We start from the raw sequence: 20,317 nt of genomic DNA on the forward strand, positions 1-20,317 counted from the left end.
GTCACGACAACGAGCGGCGCAATCTCAAATATATCACCGTGCTGTTCTGCATATCAACGAGCGAGGGCGCGGTCCAGACTCCAGAGGACCGGCTCCGACCGCAGCGCCGGTACATCCGCTTCGGTCACACCGCCGAGCCGGAACACCACCCGTTCCCCGGGCAGCAGCGTCATGAACCCACGGTCGACCGTGCCGCCGGCCGCGACCCGGTCCGGCTGCACCAGCAGGTCGCGCACGAGCGAATCGGCCTCGACCGTCAGGTCCAGACCGCCGTCGACCACCGCGAACGAGGTCCGGTAGCGGGCGGGCTCCCAACGGATGGCAGCGTCGGGGCCGGGGGTCCAGACCGCACGGCGCCAGTCCATGTCCGCGACGATGAGCTCGTTCGCCGGGTCGTCGACGACACCGACCGACTCGGGCAGCGACACCACCGCGACGCCGGCGCCGGACAACCGGACCGGCAGTGACACCTCGGCCAGGATCGTGCCGGCCGTGGTGATCCGGCGCACCCGCACCACGCTGTCGTGCCCGGTGCGGGTCGACCGGACGGCCACCTCGACCGGTGAGGACCCGAACGCGCCGGGCGAGACACCCAGCGAGAGCGTGTCCGCGAGCTCGCCCAGGTCGGCCGTCTCGCCGACCGCAGGCGACCCACCCGGGTGATCCGGGCCTCCAGTCCGCTCCGCACCCGACGCACCCGCGGTACCAGCGGCCCCTGCCGCACCCGGCGTCACCGACACCGACGACACCGGACGGATCGTCAGCAGCACGTCGTCGTACAGGCGGCGCAGCTCGTGCGCGAGCGGCTTCAGCCGCCCTGCCGAGTCGATCGCCGACCACGACGACACCGGCCACAGGTCGTTCAGCTGCCACACCACGACACCGGTGTTGCGCGGCCAGTGCGTGCGCCAGTGCTCGATGCCGGTCGCGATCGCCCGCGCCTGCTGGAGCTGCGTCAGGTAGTGCCACGCGTCGAACGCGGCCGGGTCGACGGCGCCGAAGCGCGGCTCGAGACCGTGTGCCAGCTTGGCCATCCCATCGGCGGCCTTCTGGTGGTGGACCACACCGGGCGAGTCGACCCGGAGCGGCGAGTCCGTGACCGCCTCGCGCAGGGTGCGCCAGGCGGGCGGCGCCTGCCAGCCGAACTCGGACACGAACCGGGGCACCGACTCGCGGTAGGCGGTGTCGGGCAGCCGGTTCCAGACGTCCCACGAATGGTGCGTCTCGTGGTCGACCTCGTTCGCGGGCAGCGACTCGGAGCCGGACCACGGCGACGCGACCGTGTAGAACCGCGACGGGTCGACGGCGTCGACGATGGTCGGCAGCAGGTCGAGGTAGTAGTCGAGTCCCCAGCCCCGGTCGCCCAGCTCCGCACCCCAGCCGTCGGCGTCGTGCAGCCAGATGTTCTCGTTGTTGCCGTTCCAGACCACCAGCGAGGGGTGGCGGGCGAGCCGGGCGACGTTGTCGCGTGCCTCGGCGATGACCTCGCTGCGGATCGGCTCGACCTCGGGGTAGGCCGAGCACGCGAACGGGAAGTCCTGCCAGACCAGCAGACCGAGTTCGTCGCAGACCTCGTAGAAGTCGCGCGATTCGTACACTCCGCCGCCCCAGACGCGCACGAGGTTCGTGCCGAGCGAGGCCGCGGCACCCAGCCGGGACTCGAGTCGGGCACGGTCGACGCGCGAGACGATGACGTCGTCGGGGATCCAGTTGACGCCCCGGACGTCGATGAGCGTGCCGTTGACGTGCACCGCGAAGGGTCGGCCGATGCCGTCGACCTGGGTCTCGATGCGGGTCGACCGGAACCCTGTGCGGAACGTGTCGCGGTCGAGCACCTCGCCGTCGACGGTCTGCAGCTCGACCACGACGTCGTACTGCGGCTGCGCGCCGTAGCCGCGCGGCCACCAGCGCCGCGCCTCGGGGACGCGCACGGTGACGACCGTCTCGTCGTCCTTCGGGGTCAGCTGCGCGCGGGACCGCTGGCGTGTGGTGCCGCCGTCCTCGGTCTCGCCGCTGACGGTGACGACGAGCACGAGGTCGTCGTCCTCGCCGTCCTGGTCCAGGTCGTTCATGCCCGAGCGCTCGACGGTGATGTGCGCATCGAGCACGCCCTCGCCGGCCTCGACGTCGACGAGCGGGCGGACCTCGCGCAGGCGCGCGGTCGACCAGCGCTCGATCGCGACCGGCCGCCAGGGGCCGCTCGTGACCGCCGTCAGCCCCCAGTCCCAGCCGAAGTTCGACGCCATCTTGCGGATGTACGGGAACGGCTCGTCGTACGGACCGGGCATGCTGCCGGCCTTCGCGGCGACCCGGCCGGCCTCGCGGTAGGGCGACTCGAACAGGATCTCGAGGTCCTTCGTGGTGCCACCGGATCCCGTCTGCACCCGGGCGTCGAACCGGTAGCGACGGTGCATGTTGCGGGTCGTGCCCACGACGACGCCGTCCAGGCTGAGCTCCGCGACGGTGTCCAGGCCGTCGCAGACCAGGTCGACGCGCTCGTGGCCCCGCGGGTCGACGTCGACCGTGCGGCGGTAGGCCCAGTCGGCGCGGCCGACCCACTTGGCGGGCTGCTCGTTCAGGTGGAACGTCGGGTCCGGCAGCAGGCCCTCCCGTTCCAGGTCGGTGTGCACCTGACCCGGCACCGTCGCCGGGATGGCACGGCCCGCGACACCGTCCGGCGCGCCGGTTCCCCCGGCCAGGGTCACTGTCCAGTCGTCGCGGAGTTCCTCGCGTTCGAGGGTCATGCGGGTCCTTCTCTTCGGCGGCAGGGTGTCCGTCAGCCTCGGTCGGGGACGCCGACCGGCGGTCCGGCCCACGGCCGGTTCCCACGGCCTGGAGGCTCGGCACCGGTTGCCCGGGCGTCGTCACGTCGCGCGCACGAACGGGTTGCGCTCGCGCGAGGGGTGCTCGGCGATGCTAGTACGGGATGCTTTCGGCAACCTAGGTGGTGACAGGGGCGGGTCGCGCGGGCAAGGTGGGAACGTGATCACCGTCGAACTCGCCAGGTCCCTCCGTGACGCCGGTCTCCGCTGGCACCCCGAGACCGGGGACCGGTTCGTGATCGACAAGCCCGGCATCGACGACGACGTCTACACGGTGTCCGAGATGACCGTCGAGCGGCACGACTCCCCCACCGGCACGATCCTCGGCTTCAACGGCACCACCGAGTGGGCGCTCGACTCGGTCACCGCCACCGAGTCGCTCTGGCTGCCCCGCGAGGACCAGCTCCGCGAACTCCTCGGGCCCTCGTTCATCGGACTGACCCGGGTGCAGGTCGGCGGCCGCGTGGTCTTCACCGTGACGGCGACGATCGGCGGGGCCGACCGCAGCTTCGCGTCCGAGGTGCCGGCCATCGCCTACGGGCAGGCCCTGCAGGCGTACATCACGGCCGCGCTCGCGTGAACGGCACGCCCGGGGTCGCCGTTCCTGGGCGTTGGCGGAATGGGCGCTGAGGGGCGTTTGGTTGCATGACACCATGACCGTTCCGAACATCACCCTGAACGACGGCAAGACCATCCCGCAGCTCGGCTTCGGTGTCTTCCAGATCGACCCCTCCGAGACGAAGGCCGCCACACTGGCCGCGCTCGAGGTCGGCTACCGCCACATCGACACCGCCGAGATGTACGGCAACGAGAAGGAGGTCGGCGAGGCGATCGCCGAGTCCGGCATCGACCGTTCCGAGATCTTCGTCACCTCCAAGCTGAACAACGGCTTCCACGACCCGGCCGCGGCGCTGGAGAACGGCAAGAAGTCGGCCGACCTGCTCGGCGGCTACACCGACCTGTTCCTCATCCACTGGCCGCTGCCCACCGTCTCGGACTTCGTCCCGACGTGGAAGGCCCTCGAGGAGCTCTACCACGCCGGCACCGCCCGCTCGATCGGCGTCTCGAACTTCCAGGCGCACCACCTGCACCGCCTGCGCGCCGAGACCGACGTCCCGCCGTCGGTCAACCAGATCGAGGTGCACCCGTACCTCGTGCAGGACGACCTCCGCGCCGTGAACCGCGAGCTCGGCATCGCGACCGAGGCGTGGTCCCCGATCGCGCAGGGCCTCGTCCTCGACGACGAGACCATCACCCGCGTCGCCGCGTCGGTCGACAAGTCCCCGGCCCAGGTCGTCCTCCGCTGGCACATCCAGCGCGGCGACATCGTGTTCCCGAAGTCGGTCACGCGCGCCCGCGTCGAGGAGAACTTCGCGATCTTCGACTTCGAGCTCTCGGACGAGGACATGACGGACATCACCGCCCTCGACAAGGGGCACCGCACGGGCCCCGACCCCGACACGTTCGACTACGTGCCGGCCTGATCGGTCCCCCACCGCACCACGTCGCGAGAGCCGTCCGGGTCAGCCCGGGCGGCTCTCGCCGTCAGCGGTTGGTCGCGACCGAGGCCGTCACCGTGAACTTCGGGGTCCGGACGACCTCACGGGTCGGCCCGACCAGGCGCGAGAGCACCGGCCGGTAGCGCAGGTGCGTGTTCCAGACGCACCACAGTTCACCGCCGGCCTGGAGGATCGTGGCCGCGTTCCGGAACATCGCCTCGGCCGTGTCCGTGGTCACCGTGGTGTCCGCGTGGAACGGCGGGTTGCAGAGCACGAGCTGCGCGGACCCCTCCGCGAGCTCGTCGCCCGCGTCGGTCCGCAGCACCGTCACCCGGTCGGCCACGCCGTTGGCCTCCGCCGTCGCACGCGTCGACTCGACCGCGATCCGCGACACGTCGGTGGCGATCACCCGCACCGACGGTCGCCGACGAGCGACCGCAGCCGCGATGACGCCGTTGCCGCTGCCCAGGTCGACGATCGTGCGCGCGGTCGGGACCGCCTGGTCCATCGCGTCGAGCAGCACCCGCGTGCCCTGGTCGAGCGACGTCCCGGCGAACACACCGCCGTGCGCGACCAGGGTCATGCCGAGGTCGTCGACGTGCACCGACCGGGGCCAGGGGTTCGTCGTGGCGGCGCGGTTCGCCTGTGCGCGCAGGGGGTCCTGCGCGATGAGCAGTCGCGACTTGCCACGACCTCGCGATGCCGTGACCTCGCCGAACGAGCGCCGGAGCACGTCGTTCTGCGTCACGTGCATGTACTTCACGTTGCCGCCGCAGAGCAGCACCACGTCGGGCGCCGCGAACCGGGCGACGGCACGGGCGATCTCGTCGAGGCGATCGTGCGACTTCGACAGCCGCAGCACCACGAGCCGCACGTCGCGGAAGGCGTCCTCGAGCGAGTCGGGGTGGTGGAAGCCGCGCAGCCCGAACGTGCCGGCGTTGGCCTCGAGTGCCCGCTCCCCCACCAGGGAGTCCTGCACGACGCGGATGTCGCTCGCCCCGTACTGCGTGATGAGGCCGAGCGTCAGCACCCCGTACCGGTCGTCGACGACCGCGACCTCGCCGGGCTGCCGGAGTGCGTCGCCGTGCACGTGCGGTGCTTCGTCGAGCAGGAAGCGGTCGGTGCCGTCGATCGCGATGAGGTCGGGCGCGTCGTCGTCGCGTCGGCGGAAGAGGTCGGCGAAGTCTGGCACCGCGTCAGCGTACCCGGCGGCGGCCAGCGCCGGAGCAGTGGCCATCGCACTCACAATGCGAACAGGTTGTGTATTTCACATGTCGGTATCCTGAGGGTCCCCCCACCAGAAGGAGCCCTCATGGCATCCACCTCGTTCCGGAGCGCCGCAGTCGTGTGCGGCGTCCTCACCGCGTCTCTCGGCTTCGGCCTGCTGACGCCCGCGGTCGCCACCGCTGCCACCACCGCTCCCGCGGCCGCCTCGTCGTCGGACTCCACCGTGCAGGAGGACACTCCCGACTTCGACTCGATCCCCGTCGACCCCACGCTGACAGCGCCCAAGTTCTACCAGGACTGGAGCACGCCGTTCGGCTCCCGCACCGTCGCCGGGGACGCCGGCGGCGATGATGTCTGGCTCGTCATCGGCGACACTGTCTACGACCGCTCGACCGGAGGCGGCCTGTTCTTCCTGAACGTGCAGGATCATCACCAGGACGCCGGACTCGAAGTGATCCGGGTCCACACCGCCGCCGACGGCACCCAGACCCGAGGTGAGCGCATCCCGATGCCGCGGAGCATCCGTGTCGATGGGCTGCAGCAGCAGAACACGTTCACGCCCGGCACCACCAAGTTCGCCGGCAGTGCAACCGCCGGCGCCACCATCGTCGCGAAGGACACCACCTCGGGCGCCACCCTGTTCACGACCGAGGTCAGCGGGGCACGCAACGGGACCGGCACCTGGAACGCCGATGCCGACCTCACCGACTCCGACCACGTGATCACCCTCACGCAGACGACGACCGACGGTCGGACGAACGAGCTCCGCGACGTCCGGTTCTCGCCGGCGGCATCGGACGCGCCGCAGGCGCCGACGGTCGTGCAGAAGGGGCGCGTCCTCGACGGGTCGTTCGTCGTGGCGGGTTCCGTCGCTGAGGACGTCGACTCGGTCGTCGTGCAGGACGAAGCCGGCTCCACCATCGCCGACGCCAGCCTCGGCGAGACCGGCTACTCCGCTCGGCTCCCGCAGGACCGCGTCGGCTCCACGGTCTACGTCGTCGGACGCACTGCCGACGGCACCTCGTCGGCCCGCGTGCCCGTCGCCCTCGAGCAGCTGCCGATCGACCCGACGGCCGCCGCGCCGTCCCTCCGGTCCGTGTTCGTCCACCCCAACGGGCGCGTCCAGGTGGTCGGGGAGCACGACGACGCTCCTGGGCTCTGGATCCTCGACGGCGACCGCGTCGTCGGGCACGCCACCAGCGCCGATGCGATCTGGAGCTACACGATCGCCGCCGCCGCGACCGGCAAGCAGCTCGACATGGTCAACCTGGTCTTCGACGGCCGCGACTTCAGCGGGACGTCCGAGCGTGTGGCGCTCCCCCGCCTCCTGCAGGTCGACGGCATCGCCGACGACAACACCTACGCGCCCGGTGCCCGCACGTTCTCCGGCAAGGCCGAGGCCGGCGCAACCGTCACCGCCACGGACCAGGACGGCCACCAGGTGTTCAGCGCCGAGGTCACCGGCTCACGCTCCGGCGTCGGCACGTGGAAGGCGGACGCGGACCTCACCAGCGCCAAGGGCTACGAGCTCACCTTCACCCAGACCACCGCGGACGGCCGTACCTCGGTCATGCGCGACATCGCGTTCGCCGCCGAAGACGACTCGGTCGCACCGGTGGTGGTCGAGACCCCCGAGATGAACGGCACCGCGACCGGGCCCCGCCCCACCTTCACCGGCACCGGCCAGGCCGGAGCCACGATCGAGATCCGCGGCACCACCCGCGTCGTCACGACCGCGAAGGTCAACGCTGACGGCAACTGGAGCGCCGAGTCGAACATCGACCTCGCCCGCGGTAGCTACGTCCTCACCGCGAAGCAGACCGCCCCCGGCAACGCTACGACGGAAGCACCCGTCCGCTTCACCATCGCCGCCGCCGCGGCAGCGCCGATCGCGGTCACGTCTCCCGAGATGAACGGCACCGAGACCGGGCCCCGCCCCACCTTCACCGGCACCGGCCAGGCCGGAGCCACGATCGAGATCCGCGGCACCACCCGCGTCGTCACGACCGCGAAGGTCAACGCTGACGGCAACTGGAGCGCCGAGTCGAACATCGACCTCGCCCGCGGCAGCTACGTCCTCACCGCGAAGCAGACCGCCCCCGGCAACGCCACGACGGAAGCACCCGTCCACTTCACCATCAACTGAGCCCCGGCTCACAGAACGCCCCCGGTGACCAGATGGTCACCGGGGGCGTTCTGCGCTCTCCGACACTCAGCGCGGCCCGCGGTACAACACGATCTGCGTGTTCCGCTGCGGCCGCGACCCCGCCTTGAGCGAGATCGCCGCACCACTCGCGGTGGCTGCGAAGACCCGTGCGCCGGGCCGGTTGATGAGCTGGTCGGCCAGCGCCGACTCGAGTTCCCGCACCCGGTCGCGGAGCGCCTTGTTCTCGTTCTCCAGGTCGAGCACCCGCCGGATGCCCTCCAGCGACACCCCCTCGGAGCCGAGGCGCGCGATCTCGCGAAGCTGCACCACGTCGCGCATCGAGTAGCGCCGCGACCCACCCCGGGTGCGACCCGGCACGACGAGGCCGAGCCGGTCGTACTGCCGCAGCGTCTGCGGGTGCATCTCGGCGAGCTCCGCCGCGACCGCGATCGCGAAGACGGGCGAGTTCTCGTCCATGTCGGTCATGGCGCGTTCCTTTCCGTCGTCCGCGTGGGGTGGAAACCAGCCTGGAGGCTCGGGGCGGCTTCCTGACGGAGCCGCGCCGGGCCTCCAAGCCGGGTCTACTGCTGTGGTTGCACCCGCTAGTCGCGCGCCTTGGCGAGGAGGTCCTCGCGGGGGTTCTCGTCGGGCAGCGCAGCCGCGAGTGCCTCGACTGCCTCGCGCTGCTTGTCCGACAGGTGCGACGGCACCGCGACCTGGACGGTCGCGAGCAGGTCGCCCGTGCCGTTCTTCGTCGTGACGCCGCGGCCCTTGACGCGCAGGACGCGACCCGACGGCGTGCCGGGGGCGACCTTGAGCTTCACGGGCGAACCGCCGAGCGTCGGGACCTCGATCGTCGCGCCGAGCGCTGCCTCGGTGAACGTCACGGGGACGTCCACACGCAGGTTGAGCCCGTCGCGCTCGAACACCGGGTGCTTCCGCACCGACACGGCGACCACGAGGTCACCGGCCTCACCGCCGTCGGGCGAGGGCTCGCCGCGGCCGCGCAGGCGGATCTTCTGACCGTCGGCGACACCCGCGGGGATGCGGACGTTCACCGGTCGGCCGTTGCCCTGCGACAGCTTGACGGTGTCACCGGCGATCGCCGTCGTGAAGTCGAGGGTCGTCGACGCCGTGACGTCGCGGCCCTTCGTCGGCCCACCGAAGCCGCGGTAGCCGCCGGAGGTCTGGCCGAAGCCACCACCCCCGCCGAACATCCCGCCGAGGATGTCCTCGAAACCGCCGGCACCGCCGGGGCCGCCCTGGCCGAAGCGGACGCGCTGTCCGCCACCGCCCTGCTGCCCGAACATCCCGCCGAAGACGTCCTCGAACCCGCCCTGGCCCCCGCCGCCCGCTGTGAAGCGAGCGCCGGAGCCCATGGCGCGGACCTGGTCGTACTCCTGGCGCTGCTCCTTGTCGGAGAGCACCGAGTACGCCTCACTGATCTCCTTGAAACGGTTCTCGGCAGCGGCGTCACCCGGGTTGGAGTCCGGGTGGAACTGCCGCGCGAGCTTCCGGTACGTCTTCTTCAGCTCGGCGTCGGAGGCGTCCTTGGACACGCCGAGGACCTTGTAGAAGTCCTTGTCGAACCAATCCTGACTGGCCATGGATCACCTGCCTTCTTCTGTCGTCACCGTGGGGACCCGGCTCAGGCCGGGACCGCCACCGCGACCTTGGCCGCGCGGAGGACGCGCTCACCGAGCTTGTAGCCCGGCTCGACGACGTCCGCGACGGTCTGTCCGGTGGCACCCGGAGTGGGGAGCTGGACGATCGCCTCGTGGATGTTCGGGTCGAACGCCTCGCCCTTCTCGCCGATCTGCACGAGCTTGAACTTCTCGAAGCCCCCGCGGATCTTCTGGCCGATGACCTGCATCGGACCCTCGGCGAGGTCACCGTGGGCCTCGGCCCGGGTGAGGTCGTCGAGCGCCGGCAGCAGTGCCCGCACCACTTCAGCGATGGCGACCTCGCGGTTGGCCTCACGGTCACGCTCGACGCGCTTGCGGAAGTTCACCAGCTCGGCCTGCGCACGGAGCATGTCCGCACGCATCTCGGCGACGAGGTCGCGGTCCTCGGTGCTCAGCTTGTCCTCGGCGATGCCGCGGGCGGCGTCGGCGAGCAGCGCTTCGTCCTCCGGGGAGAGGTCGTTCGCTGCATCCGCCGCCGGGCCCCCGGCGGCGGGGCCGTCCGTCGGTACTTCGACGTCGGGCCCCTCCGCCTCGATGAGGTCCTCGGGCTCGGCAGCGTTCGTGGCGTCGCCCTCGACCTGGGGCTCGTCCTCGTTGGGCGCGTTGTCCTTGGGATCCGTCATCGTTACTTCTTGTCCTTGTCGTCTTCGTCGTCCACGACCTCGGCGTCGACGATGTCCTCGTCGTCGGCCGGCTGCTCACCCGCGGGCTGCTCGCCACCGGCGGTGCCGGCTGCTGCGTCCTGCTGGCTGTAGATGGCCTGGCCGAGCTTGCCCTGCGACTCGTTGAGCTTGTCGAAGGCGGACTTCACGGCGTCGTCGTCCTCGCCCGCGAGAGCGGACTTGAGCGCGTCGACGTCGGCCTGCACCTCGGACTTGACGTCCGCGGGGAGCTTCTCGTCGTTCTCCTTGATGAGCTTCTCGATCGAGTAGACGAGCTGCTCGGCCTGGTTGCGACGCTCGTTGGCCTCGCGACGAGCCTTGTCCTCGGCGGCGTGCTCCTCGGCTTCGCGGACCATGCGCTCGATGTCCTCCTTCGGCAGCGACGAGCCGCCGGAGATGACCATCGACTGCTCCTTCCCGGTGCCCTTGTCCTTCGCGGACACGTGCACGATGCCGTTGGCGTCGATGTCGAAGGTGACCTCGACCTGCGGGACGCCGCGGGGAGCCGGCGCGATGCCGGTGAGCTCGAAGGTGCCGAGCGGCTTGTTGTCGCGGGTGAACTCGCGCTCGCCCTGGAAGACCTGGATGGCGACCGACGGCTGGTTGTCGTCAGCGGTCGTGAAGGTCTCGCTCCGCTTGGTCGGGATCGCGGTGTTGCGGTCGATGAGCTTCGTCATCAGGCCGCCCTTGGTCTCGATGCCGAGCGACAGCGGCGTGACGTCGATGAGCAGGACGTCCTTGCGCTCGCCCTTCAGGACGCCAGCCTGGAGCGCGGCACCGACGGCGACGACCTCGTCCGGGTTGACGCCCTGGTTCGGGGACTTGCCACCGGTCAGCGACTTGACGACCTCGGCCACGGCGGGCATGCGGGTCGAGCCACCGACGAGCACCACGTGGGCGATGTCGTTGACCGAGACACCGGCTTCCTTGATGACGTCGTTGAACGGCTTCTTGGTGCGGTCGAGCAGGTCGGAGGTCATCTGCTCGAACTGTGCGCGCGAGATGGTCTCGTCCAGGTTCAGCGGGCCCTCGGCGGTGAGCGTCAGGTACGGGAGCTGAATGTTCGCCGACATCTGCGACGACAGCTCCTTCTTGGCCTGCTCAGCCGCTTCCTTCAGGCGCTGCTTGGCGATCTTGTCCGTGGACAGGTCGACGCCGTGCTCGTCCTTGAACTTCTTGACCAGGTAGTCGACGATGCGCTGGTCCCAGTCGTCGCCACCGAGGCGGTTGTCACCGGAGGTCGCGCGGACCTGGATCGTCGAGAAGTCGTCGTCCTTGCCCACCTCGAGCAGGGACACGTCGAACGTGCCGCCACCGAGGTCGAAGACCAGGATGAGCTCGTCTTCCTTGCCCTTGTCCAGGCCGTAGGCCAGAGCGGCCGCGGTCGGCTCGTTGATGATGCGGAGGACGTTGAGGCCGGCGATCTCACCGGCGTCCTTCGTGGCCTGGCGCTCGGCGTCGTTGAAGTACGCCGGGACGGTGATGACCGCGTCCGTGACGTCTTCGCCGAGGTACTGCTCGGCGTCGCGCTTGAGCTTGCCGAGGGTGCGGGCCGAGATCTCCTGCGGCGTGTACTTCTTGCCGTCGATCTCGGTGGTCCAGTCGGTGCCGACGTGACGCTTGACCGACGCGATGGTGCGGTCGACGTTCGTCACCGCCTGGCGCTTGGCGGTCTCGCCGACCAGGACCTCGCCGTCCTTCGTGAACGCCACGATCGACGGCGTGGTGCGCATGCCCTCGGCGTTGGCGATGACCGTGGGCTCGCCACCTTCGAGAACGGAGACGACGGAGTTGGTGGTTCCGAGGTCGATGCCTACTGCACGTCCCATGTGTTGCTCCTCTTGCTTGGGGGTAAGTCGTTGGACTTGCGTCCGATGGACTCAACCCTACTCCTGAGTCACCTGGAGTCAACTTCAGGGAGCATAAACCTGCGTCAATCCCACTCAACTCCCAGCCGGAATACCCGCGAGGTAGCACGTTCGTATGTTGGTATTTCACGTGATATTCTGAATACACATGCGCCGTTGGAGTCTGTCCACGGGCGTGCCCCTTCCCGCACAGCCGCCGTTGCGCGGCCTGTCCTGAAAGATGCACATGTCTCACAAGAAGAGGGCCTCTACGGCCCTCAAGTCCATGGGTGCGGCCGGGCTGGCCGCTGCCACCATCGTGTCTGGCCTGTCCTTCGGGGCCCCCGCCGCCACCGCCGCCACTCCGATTCAATCGAAGGCATCGAGCTCACCCACATCCAAACTCATCTTCAAGAGCGGCTCCAGCTACGCGGCAGTCACGCCGTACCAACAGTCGGGCACCAATCCGCTCTACTTCACCAGTGCACGCACATTCTCTACCCTCGCTGCGGCCCAAGCGGCTGCCGCTCCGCTAACGGCGACGCGGCTGCCAAGCGGAGCGTTCAACCTGTCCGGATCTGCTACTTGCCTCATGACTATTGACGGTAGCGCGAGCAGGACGAACTTCTTCGAAGCGCTCCCCGTGGGCTCCGGAGAATGCGTCCGATTCAACTACGTGAACGGGAAGCTGTTTGCGAATGACAAAGGCATCGGAGGCGTGGTCCAATCCGAGGCCTTCAGTAACGGCCAAGTCGTGCGCTACAACGGCTTGTCGCTCGGAGGCAACTGGGACTTCGTTGGAGACCTCGGCCCGATGGACCCGAACTCGCCCTTGACCGCCTCGGTCACCGCGACTGATCACGACGCAAAGTCTGCTGTCATCACCGGGACGGCGACACCGAACGCCACTGTCACGGTGGGCACGAAGACCGTCGAAGTGAACGCAAGTGGCGCGTGGAGCATGACGGTCACCGGCCTCAGCGTGGGCACGAACACCCTCACGGCGATTCAGAAGGTCGACAACGTCGAAATTGACAGGAAGAACGTCGTCGTCACGATCAACAACGACGCGGCGATCATCGGGCAGGACGGCGCCGCCGTCACGCTCGAGCGTGGCGAGGACACCTCGGTCGAGGCACTGTTCAAGACCAGCGGCAGCGTGAGCCGCCCCCAGGGCAAGGTCGAGTTCACCGCGCCCGAGGGTACGACCTTCGCCGCGGACCAGGGCACGATCGAAGGTTCGTTCAAGAAGCCGGGTGAGGACGCCTGGACGAACGCCGCCATGACCCTGACCAACGGGGTCCGCTCCGAGGACGGTACGAAGTACACCTACGACTTCGAGACCACCACCACGACCTGGAACCTCCCCGACGCGTCGCTGATGCGCTGGAACATCAACGTGAACACGCCCGAGGACGCCGACGCCGGCGCCTTCCCGATGCGCACCGTCCTGAGCGGCACCGCCGTCGAGGGCGCGTTCAACACCGCGAGCACCACGCAGGCCACGATCGATGAGGCCGTGAACCCGGTCGCTCCGATCGTCGTGGAGACCCCGGCGAACGGGTCGACGGTAACCGACAAGCGTCCGGTCTTCTCCGGTACGGGCGACGAAGGCGCCACGATCGAGATCACGGGCGCGACCGGCCGTGTCGTCGCCACCACCACCGTCAAGGACGGCAAGTGGAGCGTGCCGGCCAGCTTCGACCTCAACGACAGCAGCTACGCGCTCACCGCGACCCAGACGCCGCTCGAGGGGGAGAAGTCGAACGCGCCGATCAACTTCGTGGTGAAGGCGATGGTCCCGGTCACGCTGACCGCTCCCGCGATCGACTCGGACGTCTCGACGCCGAACCCCGTCTTCACGGGCCGCGGCACGCCTGGGGCGACCGTCGTCGTGAAGGGCACCTACGGCAGCGTCCTCGCGACGACCGAGGTCAAGGCGGACGGCACCTGGACGGTCCCCTCGGCCATTGCGCTCGCAACCGGTAGCTACGCCGGGACGGCAACCCAGACTGTCGACGGCAAGACCACGACAGCACCGTTCAAGTTCACCGTTGGCCAGAACCTCGCCCCGGTGACGCTGACCGCCCCGGCGATCGGCGCCGAGGTCACCGACACCAAGCCCGTCTTCACGGGCACGGGAACGGCCGGTGCGACCGTCGAGGTCAAGGGCACCTACGGCACCGTCCTCGCCACCGCGGTCGTGAAGGACAACGGCACCTGGGAGGCAACCTCTGACGTCGCCCTCGCCAACGGCACCTACGCAGGCAAGGCATGGCAGACCGTCAACGGCAAGACCACCTCGGCGGACTTCCGGTTCACCGTCGTGCAGGCGATCGCTCCCGTGACGCTGGACACCCCGGCGATCGGCGCCGAGGTCACCGACACCAAGCCCGTGTTCACGGGTGAGGGCCAGCCCGGCGCGACCATCGAGGTCAAGGGCACCTACGGCACCCTCCTCGCCACCGCGACCGTGAAGGACAACGGCACCTGGGAAGCCTCCTCCGACATCACCCTCGCCAACGGCCAGTACGCCGGCAAGGCATGGCAGACCGTCAACGGCAAGACCACCACGGCGGACTTCCGGTTCACCGTCGTGCAGGCGATCGCCCCGGTGACGCTGGAGACCCCGGCGATCGGCGCCGAGATCACCGACACCAACCCCGTGTTCACGGGTGAGGGCCAGCCCGGCGCGACCATCGAGGTCAAGGGCACCTACGGCACCCTCCTCGCCACCGCGGTCGTGAAGGACAACGGCACCTGGGAAGCCGCCTCCGACGTCGCCCTCGCTCGAGGTAGCTACGCCGGCAAGGCATGGCAGACCGTCAACGGCAAGACCACCACGGCCGACTTCCGCTTCACCGTTGTCGCACCGATGATCCCGGTCTCGCTGACCGCTCCCGCGCAGGACGCGGTGGTCTCCACCCCGAACCCGGTCTTCAGCGGTAAGGGGACCCCGGACGCAGACATCACCGTCACCGGTGCTTCCGGGACCCAGCTCGCTTCGGGCCAGGTGCGGAGCAACGGCGAGTTCGACGTCACCTCGACGATCGCGCTCGGAGCCGGTTCCTACTCCGGGACCGTTCGACAGGTCGCTGACGGCAAGGTGACCACCGCCTCGTTCCAGTTCCGTGTCGAGTTCACTGCGGTGACGCTGGAGAGCCCCGAGATCGGCGCGACCTTGACCGGCGGCACGCCGGTGTTCTCCGGGGAGGGCACGCCGAAGGCTCCCCTGGTCATCAAGGGCTCTGGTGGCACCACCCTGGCCACGGGAACGGTCAAGGACGACGGCACGTGGACGCTGACGTCGACCGTCACGCTGCCGGCGGGTCGCTACACCGGCACCGTGCTGCAGTCCCTGCCTGGCTCGAACACGACCGCACAGTTCTCCTTCACGGTGAGCTGAGCACTCCGAATCCGGAGCGCTCGTCGAGGCCCAGGCTCGCTCACCGCGACCTGGGCCTCGCCCCTTCCCAACCACGCAATGCAATCGACGTCAGGATCCCTCATGCAGTTCATCAAGCCACTCGCCATCGCCACCGCCGCCTTCGCCATCGCCACCCTCGCGGGCTGCACAGCGGCTGAGACGAACACGGCGAAGCCCAGTTCCAGCCCGACGTCCACGTCGACGGCCCCGCCCGTGGTCAAGAAGGACGTCGCGTGCAAGGACGGGACCGCGAAGGTTACCGACGACAGCGCTGAGCTCACCGTGCAGGGCGACTGCGAGAACGTCGAGATCTCCGCGTCCAATTCGCTCGTCACGGTGTCCGGAGCCGTCGAACACGTTTCGATCACGGGTGCCATCAACTCGGTCCGTGCGGAGTCGATCGGATCGGTGACCATCGGTGCCGGCTCGAACGGCAACGTGGTGAAGGCCGGGAACACCCCCACGGTCGACGACAAGGGCGAGCAGAACGAGATCACCGCGGAGTAGCACGCGCACGAGCGTGTTGTTCCCGCACACCACGAGATGCCCCGGCTGCTCATCGCGAGCAGCCGGGGCATCTTCGTGTGCGCGCCAGTGCTCGCCTCGGTCTCTTCGGCGGGCGACGCGTGTGTCGATCAACGGCCGCCGGCCGTCCGCGGGACAGCAAGAAGCCCCGACCGCTCCACGCGGGAGCGATCGGGGCTTCTCGTGCGAGCGCCTCAGCCAGCCATCAGTGCCTCGACCGGCGTTCCGAGCTGGCCGTCGATCCAGTCCTGCAGGCGCACGACGCCGGCGTCCAGGTTCCACTGCGGCTGCCAGTCGAGCGCAGCGACCGTCGGAGCAACGTCACACGCGGCGAACCGGACGTCGCCGTCACGGAACGCCCCGGTGACGTGCGGCGCGGGTGCTCCGTGGTGATGAGCGATCGTCCGAGCGAGATCGTTGATCGTCGAAGGAACGCCGGACCCGACGTCGAACGTCGTGGTCCCGACCGAGCGAGCGGTCCCGAGCGCAGCGACGAAGGCGTCGGCGATGTCGTCGATGAAGACGAAGTCGCGGGTGATCTCGCCGTCCTCGTAGATCGGGATGCTCCGACCGGCGCGGGCGAGCTGCGAGAACAACGAGACGATCCCGGTGTAGCTGTTCGTCAGGGACTGACCGGGACCGAACACGTTCTGCAGGCGCAGCACGGTCAACGCCGTGTCGCGCGCGCCCACCCATGCCGCGAGGATCTGCTCCTGCGACAGCTTGGTCGATCCGTAGACGCTCGTCGGATGCGGGACGTTGTCGCCGGCGCGGGCGGGGAGCGGCACAAGTCCGTCGAAGTCCCACGCCCCACGCTCGAGCTGCCCGTGACTGCGCTGGCCCGGGTACCGGACGTCCCCCCGCTCGGAGACCCAGCGCCCCTCGCCGTACACGGCGCGACTGCTGCTGAGCAGGATCCGCTCGGGGACGATGCCGAGACGACCGAACCCGTCGAGCATGCGCGTGGTGCCGACGACGTTCACCTCGGCATGACGCGAAGCCTCGTCGAGCGATTGCGCTGTTCCCGTCTCTGCGGCGAGGTGGATCACGATGTCCGGGCGGATGTCCGAGAGCACACGGTCCCAGGTCGCGCTCTTCGTGATGTCGCCAACCACGAGCTCTGCCGAGTCATGGAGTCCATCCGGTCGGACTCGCTCGGGGTGTACCTGCGGGTGCAGCGAGTCGACCACCACCCAGCGGGTGAACGAACTCGCGAGCCGCTGGGACAGGGCGCAGCCGATGAAGCCGGCACCCCCGGTGATGAGGACGGTCTTGGTGGTGTTCATCTGTTTCCGCTTCCTTCTTCTGTGGGACGGTGGAGACGCCGACGCTCGCGAACGGCGTCGCGAGCTGACACAGCGACGTACCGGAGCACCTCGACGGCGCGACGTGGTGGGGCGCTGGCAGCACGGAGGTAGGGCGCGATGGGAGTCGCACCCGCTCGAGAGCGGCCGGCCGCGAGGACACGGGCGGTGATCGCACGACGGTGCCGCTCGTTCTCCCACCAGTAGCGCCACGGCCGGACGGCTCCAGGGGACGCGTAGACCACGACGGGTGCGCGGTCGGGGACGACGGCTCCTGGGCGCCATCCGCGTGCGAACAGGTCGTAGTCCTCGCACCAACGGATCTGTGGGTCGTACCCGCCGGTGTCGAGGTACCACTCGCGGCGGAACGCACTCGCCGGGTGCGCCACCGGCATCTGACCGCGCTCGAACATCGCGTCGACGGCATCGGAGTCGGGCGGGAACCGATCGGCGAGGATCGTCCGCGAGCCACGCTGCTCGACGAGCCTGCCGAACGTCGCGACCGCGTGCGGGTTTCCCCGGAGCTGTCGGACGTGTGCCGCGAGCCTTCCAGGAAGCGCGACATCGTCCGCGTCAGCGATCGCGATCACCGCTGCGGTCGTCGCTCGGATGGCGCGGTCGCGTCCGACCGATCGACCGACGTTGTGCGGGGAACGGATCACGCGGAGCCTCGGATCGGCGAGTGATCCCAGCGCGAGATCGGTCCCGTCGGTCGATCCGTCGTCGAACACCACGACCTCCAGGGCGACCTCGGTCTGGTCGAGGAGCGAGCGCACGGCGGGGATGATCGTGTCGACGGCGTTGTAGGCGCTCATCACGACTGCGATGTCGGGGCGACCGGTCATCGGGATGCTCCGAGGAGTCCGCGGTCGCCGATTCGAGGCTCTCGTGCGCGCGCTCCCGTCGTCGGTTGCTCGGAGAGACCGACCGGGAGACCGAGCGACAGCCCGATGAGGACCGAGGCGGGAAGCAGGACGAACGGGTAGACGAGGACGTTGTCCGTGGCGGCGGCAGCGAGTGTCGCCGTCAGGGCGAACAGCGCGGCCCAGTGGATCGGCTGGTCCGTCCGTGCGATCCGCTTGATGACACGGATGAGCACGAGCAGACAACCCAGGACGAACGGGATCAGTCCGACGAGGCCCTCGTCGTGCAGGACGCGGAGGTACTCGTTGTGCGGCTGGGTGATCCCACCGAACCGCTCCGTCACGAAGACGACCGCCGACCCCGGGCCGTGGCCGAGGAAGGGCGCGTGCATCGCGTTCTGGCTGACTGCTTCCCAGAGCGCCGAACGGCCGGAGGTGTTGATCGCGAGGCCACCGACCTCGACCGCGTTGTCACCGACGAGGAAGCGATCACGCAGCGGTGCGAACGTCGACAGGAGCGCCCACGTGGCGAGCGCGACGCCGGTCACCGCGCCACAGGCGAGCAGGAGCCGGTGTCCTCGGCGGAGCCGGACGACGAGTCCCACCAACATCAGGATGCTGATCGCGGACGCCGTCCGGGACAGGCTGAGCACGATGGCCCCGACGATCACGAACGGAGCGGCACGGGCGAGGAGGTCCGTCGGTGGCAGCACGACCGCAGCGGCCAGCAGCACGAGAGCAGTGAGGGCGAACGCACGGGTCATGTAGACGTCCGCACCGGACACACTGCCGACGGCGAACACGACGGCGACCAGGACACCGACACCGGCGAACACCCGGAGCGTCGCGCCGGCGACCTCCACCGTCGCCGACCGCGCCGAGAACGCGATGCCGAAGGTGAACATGGTGAGGATCGCTGCGTTCTGGAGCCCGTCGGGGTTGGGCGCGAAGACGAGACGGACGACGACGAAGCCGTAGAACAGGAGGAACGGCAGGGGAACGGCTGCGAGGCCCGCTCCCACGACGAGCGGGGCCAGCCCGATGAGCACCGCCATGACGCCGACCGAGATGAACGCCGAGAGGCTCACCGGCCCCAGACCGACACGGCCACTCGCGTCGATCACGACCGCCATCGCCACCGCCACCCAGGTGAGCCAGGGCAGGGCAGGGGCTCGCCAGCGGTGCCCTCGGAACGATCGACGGCTCGGAAGGAACGTCGTGCCGGGACGGACGCTCATCGGGTGCTCTCGTCGAGGACGTGTCGCCAGGCGTCCGTGTAGGCGTGCTCGGACAGACGCGCCGAGAAGGTCCGCGAGGCACCAGCGGACAGACGTCCGCGGAGTGCAGGGTCTCCGATCAGGGACTCGATGGCATCGGCGAACGCATCATCGTCGCCGACGTCGACGAGGAAGCCGTTGACACCGTGCTCGACGAGGTCCGGAACGCCGCCGACGCGGTACGCGACCACAGGCGTGCCGCTCGCGAACGCCTCGACGATCGTCAACGGCTGCGCCTCTTCGAGCGACGACGTGAAGGCAAGACACGTCGACGCCGCCAACGCTTGCCACTTCTCCGCCGCACCGAGCGCGCCCACGACCGCGACACGCGCCGTGGCGTCAGCGTCGACCAGTTCCCGTTCGACCGCTGCGACGACGGCTGCATCGGCGGGCGAACCCGCCACCGTGAAACGCCAGCGCTCGGTCCCGGAGCGACCAAGGAGGAGGCCGGCGATCCGCGCGAAATCCTCGGCGCCCTTGCCGGGGATGAGGTTCGACAGGAAGAGGACGCTGCACGGGTCGGCCGCGGTGGTCACTGCCGGCACCGGGCCCGGAGTGTTGGCGAGACACAGTGCAGCGCGGCCCGGCAGGTCTGCGAGCAGGGACGGACCGAGTGTGACGATCCGGTCGCTCGAGCCGAGGAGACGATCGACACACCACGCCCACAACCGACCTCGACGACGGAGGTCCTCGAAGCCGACCGAGTGCACGTAGAGCACCAGAGAACTCCGGAAGAGCCGCAGGAGCTCGGACACGGCCCAGTCGACGAGGAACGATCCGCCCCGGGTGGTGACGAACACCACGACCACCTCGGGCCGGAAACGGACGCTCGTCCAGACGACACGGGTGAGCAGTCCGACAACCGCGACCACCTTGCGCAGCGACGGCACACCGACCTCGGCGACCGTCGCACTGAACCGACGGTCGATGAGTCGTGACGGTCGCCCCAGCCGCTCCAACACGTCGAGGAAACGGAGGGTCATCACGGTCTGGCCGTGCACGGGCGGAGGAACCTGGCTGACGACCGCCACGC

15 protein-coding genes are annotated in these 20,317 nt (G+C 69.4%); 5 read left to right on the top strand and 10 right to left on the bottom strand.

Translation table 11 applies throughout. The annotated features are described in order from the left end of the window. Positions 1–53 precede the first annotated feature (53 nt). Entirely contained in the window at positions 54–2,744 is a 2,691-nt protein-coding gene (locus tag BIU89_RS09560; RefSeq protein WP_071246126.1) for a glycoside hydrolase family 2 protein, read from the bottom strand. A 238-nt stretch (positions 2,745–2,982) separates the two neighbouring features. Between BIU89_RS09560 and BIU89_RS09565 the strand changes: the two genes are divergently transcribed. Together BIU89_RS09565 and BIU89_RS09570 are read left to right on the top strand one after the other, a co-directional pair. Further along, on the top strand, positions 2,983–3,402 hold the full coding sequence (locus BIU89_RS09565; RefSeq protein WP_027464885.1) for a hypothetical protein: 420 nt from the start codon (positions 2,983–2,985) through the stop codon (positions 3,400–3,402). 73 nt (positions 3,403–3,475) lie between these two features. Continuing rightward, entirely contained in the window at positions 3,476–4,306 is an 831-nt protein-coding gene (locus tag BIU89_RS09570; protein WP_071246127.1) for an aldo/keto reductase, read from the top strand. 61 nt (positions 4,307–4,367) lie between these two features. Here BIU89_RS09570 and BIU89_RS09575 read toward each other — a convergent pair whose 3' ends face one another. Then, on the bottom strand, positions 4,368–5,513 hold the full coding sequence (locus BIU89_RS09575) for a class I SAM-dependent methyltransferase (RefSeq protein WP_071404391.1): 1,146 nt from the start codon (positions 5,511–5,513) through the stop codon (positions 4,368–4,370). A gap of 120 nt (positions 5,514–5,633) precedes the next feature. On the opposite strand from BIU89_RS09575, the gene BIU89_RS09580 reads away from it, so the two are divergent. Then, positions 5,634–7,694: an Ig-like domain-containing protein gene (locus BIU89_RS09580; protein ID WP_071246128.1), complete on the top strand. Its 2,061-nt coding sequence runs from the start codon at positions 5,634–5,636 to the stop codon at positions 7,692–7,694. Between the two features lie 66 nt (positions 7,695–7,760). Here the strand turns inward: BIU89_RS09580 and BIU89_RS09585 are convergent, their stop codons facing one another. The 4 genes from BIU89_RS09585 to dnaK form a co-directional block, all read right to left on the bottom strand. Further along, positions 7,761–8,171: a heat shock protein transcriptional repressor HspR gene (locus BIU89_RS09585; protein WP_027464889.1), complete on the bottom strand. Its 411-nt coding sequence runs from the start codon at positions 8,169–8,171 to the stop codon at positions 7,761–7,763. Positions 8,172–8,296: 125 nt separating this feature from the next. Further along, positions 8,297–9,301: a DnaJ C-terminal domain-containing protein gene (locus BIU89_RS09590; RefSeq protein WP_017886377.1), complete on the bottom strand. Its 1,005-nt coding sequence runs from the start codon at positions 9,299–9,301 to the stop codon at positions 8,297–8,299. Between the two features lie 41 nt (positions 9,302–9,342). Beyond that, complete coding sequence (locus BIU89_RS09595; protein ID WP_083404289.1) at positions 9,343–10,002, bottom strand: nucleotide exchange factor GrpE; 660 nt, start codon at positions 10,000–10,002, stop codon at positions 9,343–9,345. A gap of 2 nt (positions 10,003–10,004) precedes the next feature. Next, positions 10,005–11,870, bottom strand: coding sequence for a molecular chaperone DnaK (gene dnaK, locus BIU89_RS09600; RefSeq protein ID WP_071246129.1), 1,866 nt, complete (start codon positions 11,868–11,870; stop codon positions 10,005–10,007). Between the two features lie 979 nt (positions 11,871–12,849). On the opposite strand from dnaK, the gene BIU89_RS09605 reads away from it, so the two are divergent. Together BIU89_RS09605 and BIU89_RS09610 are read left to right on the top strand one after the other, a co-directional pair. Beyond that, on the top strand, positions 12,850–15,294 hold the full coding sequence (locus BIU89_RS09605) for an Ig-like domain-containing protein (protein WP_139178928.1): 2,445 nt from the start codon (positions 12,850–12,852) through the stop codon (positions 15,292–15,294). 102 nt (positions 15,295–15,396) lie between these two features. After that, entirely contained in the window at positions 15,397–15,822 is a 426-nt protein-coding gene (locus tag BIU89_RS09610; protein WP_071246133.1) for a DUF3060 domain-containing protein, read from the top strand. Positions 15,823–16,034: 212 nt separating this feature from the next. Here BIU89_RS09610 and BIU89_RS09615 read toward each other — a convergent pair whose 3' ends face one another. Genes BIU89_RS09615 through BIU89_RS09630 form a run of 4 tightly spaced genes read right to left on the bottom strand, consistent with a single transcriptional unit; the run spans position 16,035 to position 20,285 of the window. Further along, positions 16,035–17,126 (bottom strand): NAD-dependent epimerase/dehydratase family protein, encoded by a 1,092-nt coding sequence (locus tag BIU89_RS09615; RefSeq protein ID WP_071246135.1) that lies wholly within the window; start codon positions 17,124–17,126, stop codon positions 16,035–16,037. Next, complete coding sequence (locus BIU89_RS09620; protein ID WP_027464895.1) at positions 17,123–17,989, bottom strand: glycosyltransferase family 2 protein; 867 nt, start codon at positions 17,987–17,989, stop codon at positions 17,123–17,125. Before BIU89_RS09620 ends, BIU89_RS09615 begins: the two co-directional genes overlap by 4 nt. Continuing rightward, a complete protein-coding gene (locus BIU89_RS09625; RefSeq protein ID WP_071246137.1) occupies positions 17,986–19,245 on the bottom strand; it encodes an O-antigen ligase family protein in 1,260 nt (419 codons plus the stop codon). Before BIU89_RS09625 ends, BIU89_RS09620 begins: the two co-directional genes overlap by 4 nt. Then, on the bottom strand, positions 19,242–20,285 hold the full coding sequence (locus BIU89_RS09630) for a glycosyltransferase family 4 protein (RefSeq protein ID WP_071246139.1): 1,044 nt from the start codon (positions 20,283–20,285) through the stop codon (positions 19,242–19,244). The genes BIU89_RS09625 and BIU89_RS09630 overlap by 4 nt, the downstream gene beginning before the upstream one ends. Positions 20,286–20,317 lie beyond the last annotated feature (32 nt).

Origin of the sequence: Curtobacterium sp. MCBA15_005 (assembly GCF_001864855.1) — a bacterium.
GTDB classification, from domain to species: Bacteria; Actinomycetota; Actinomycetes; order Actinomycetales; family Microbacteriaceae; genus Curtobacterium; species Curtobacterium flaccumfaciens.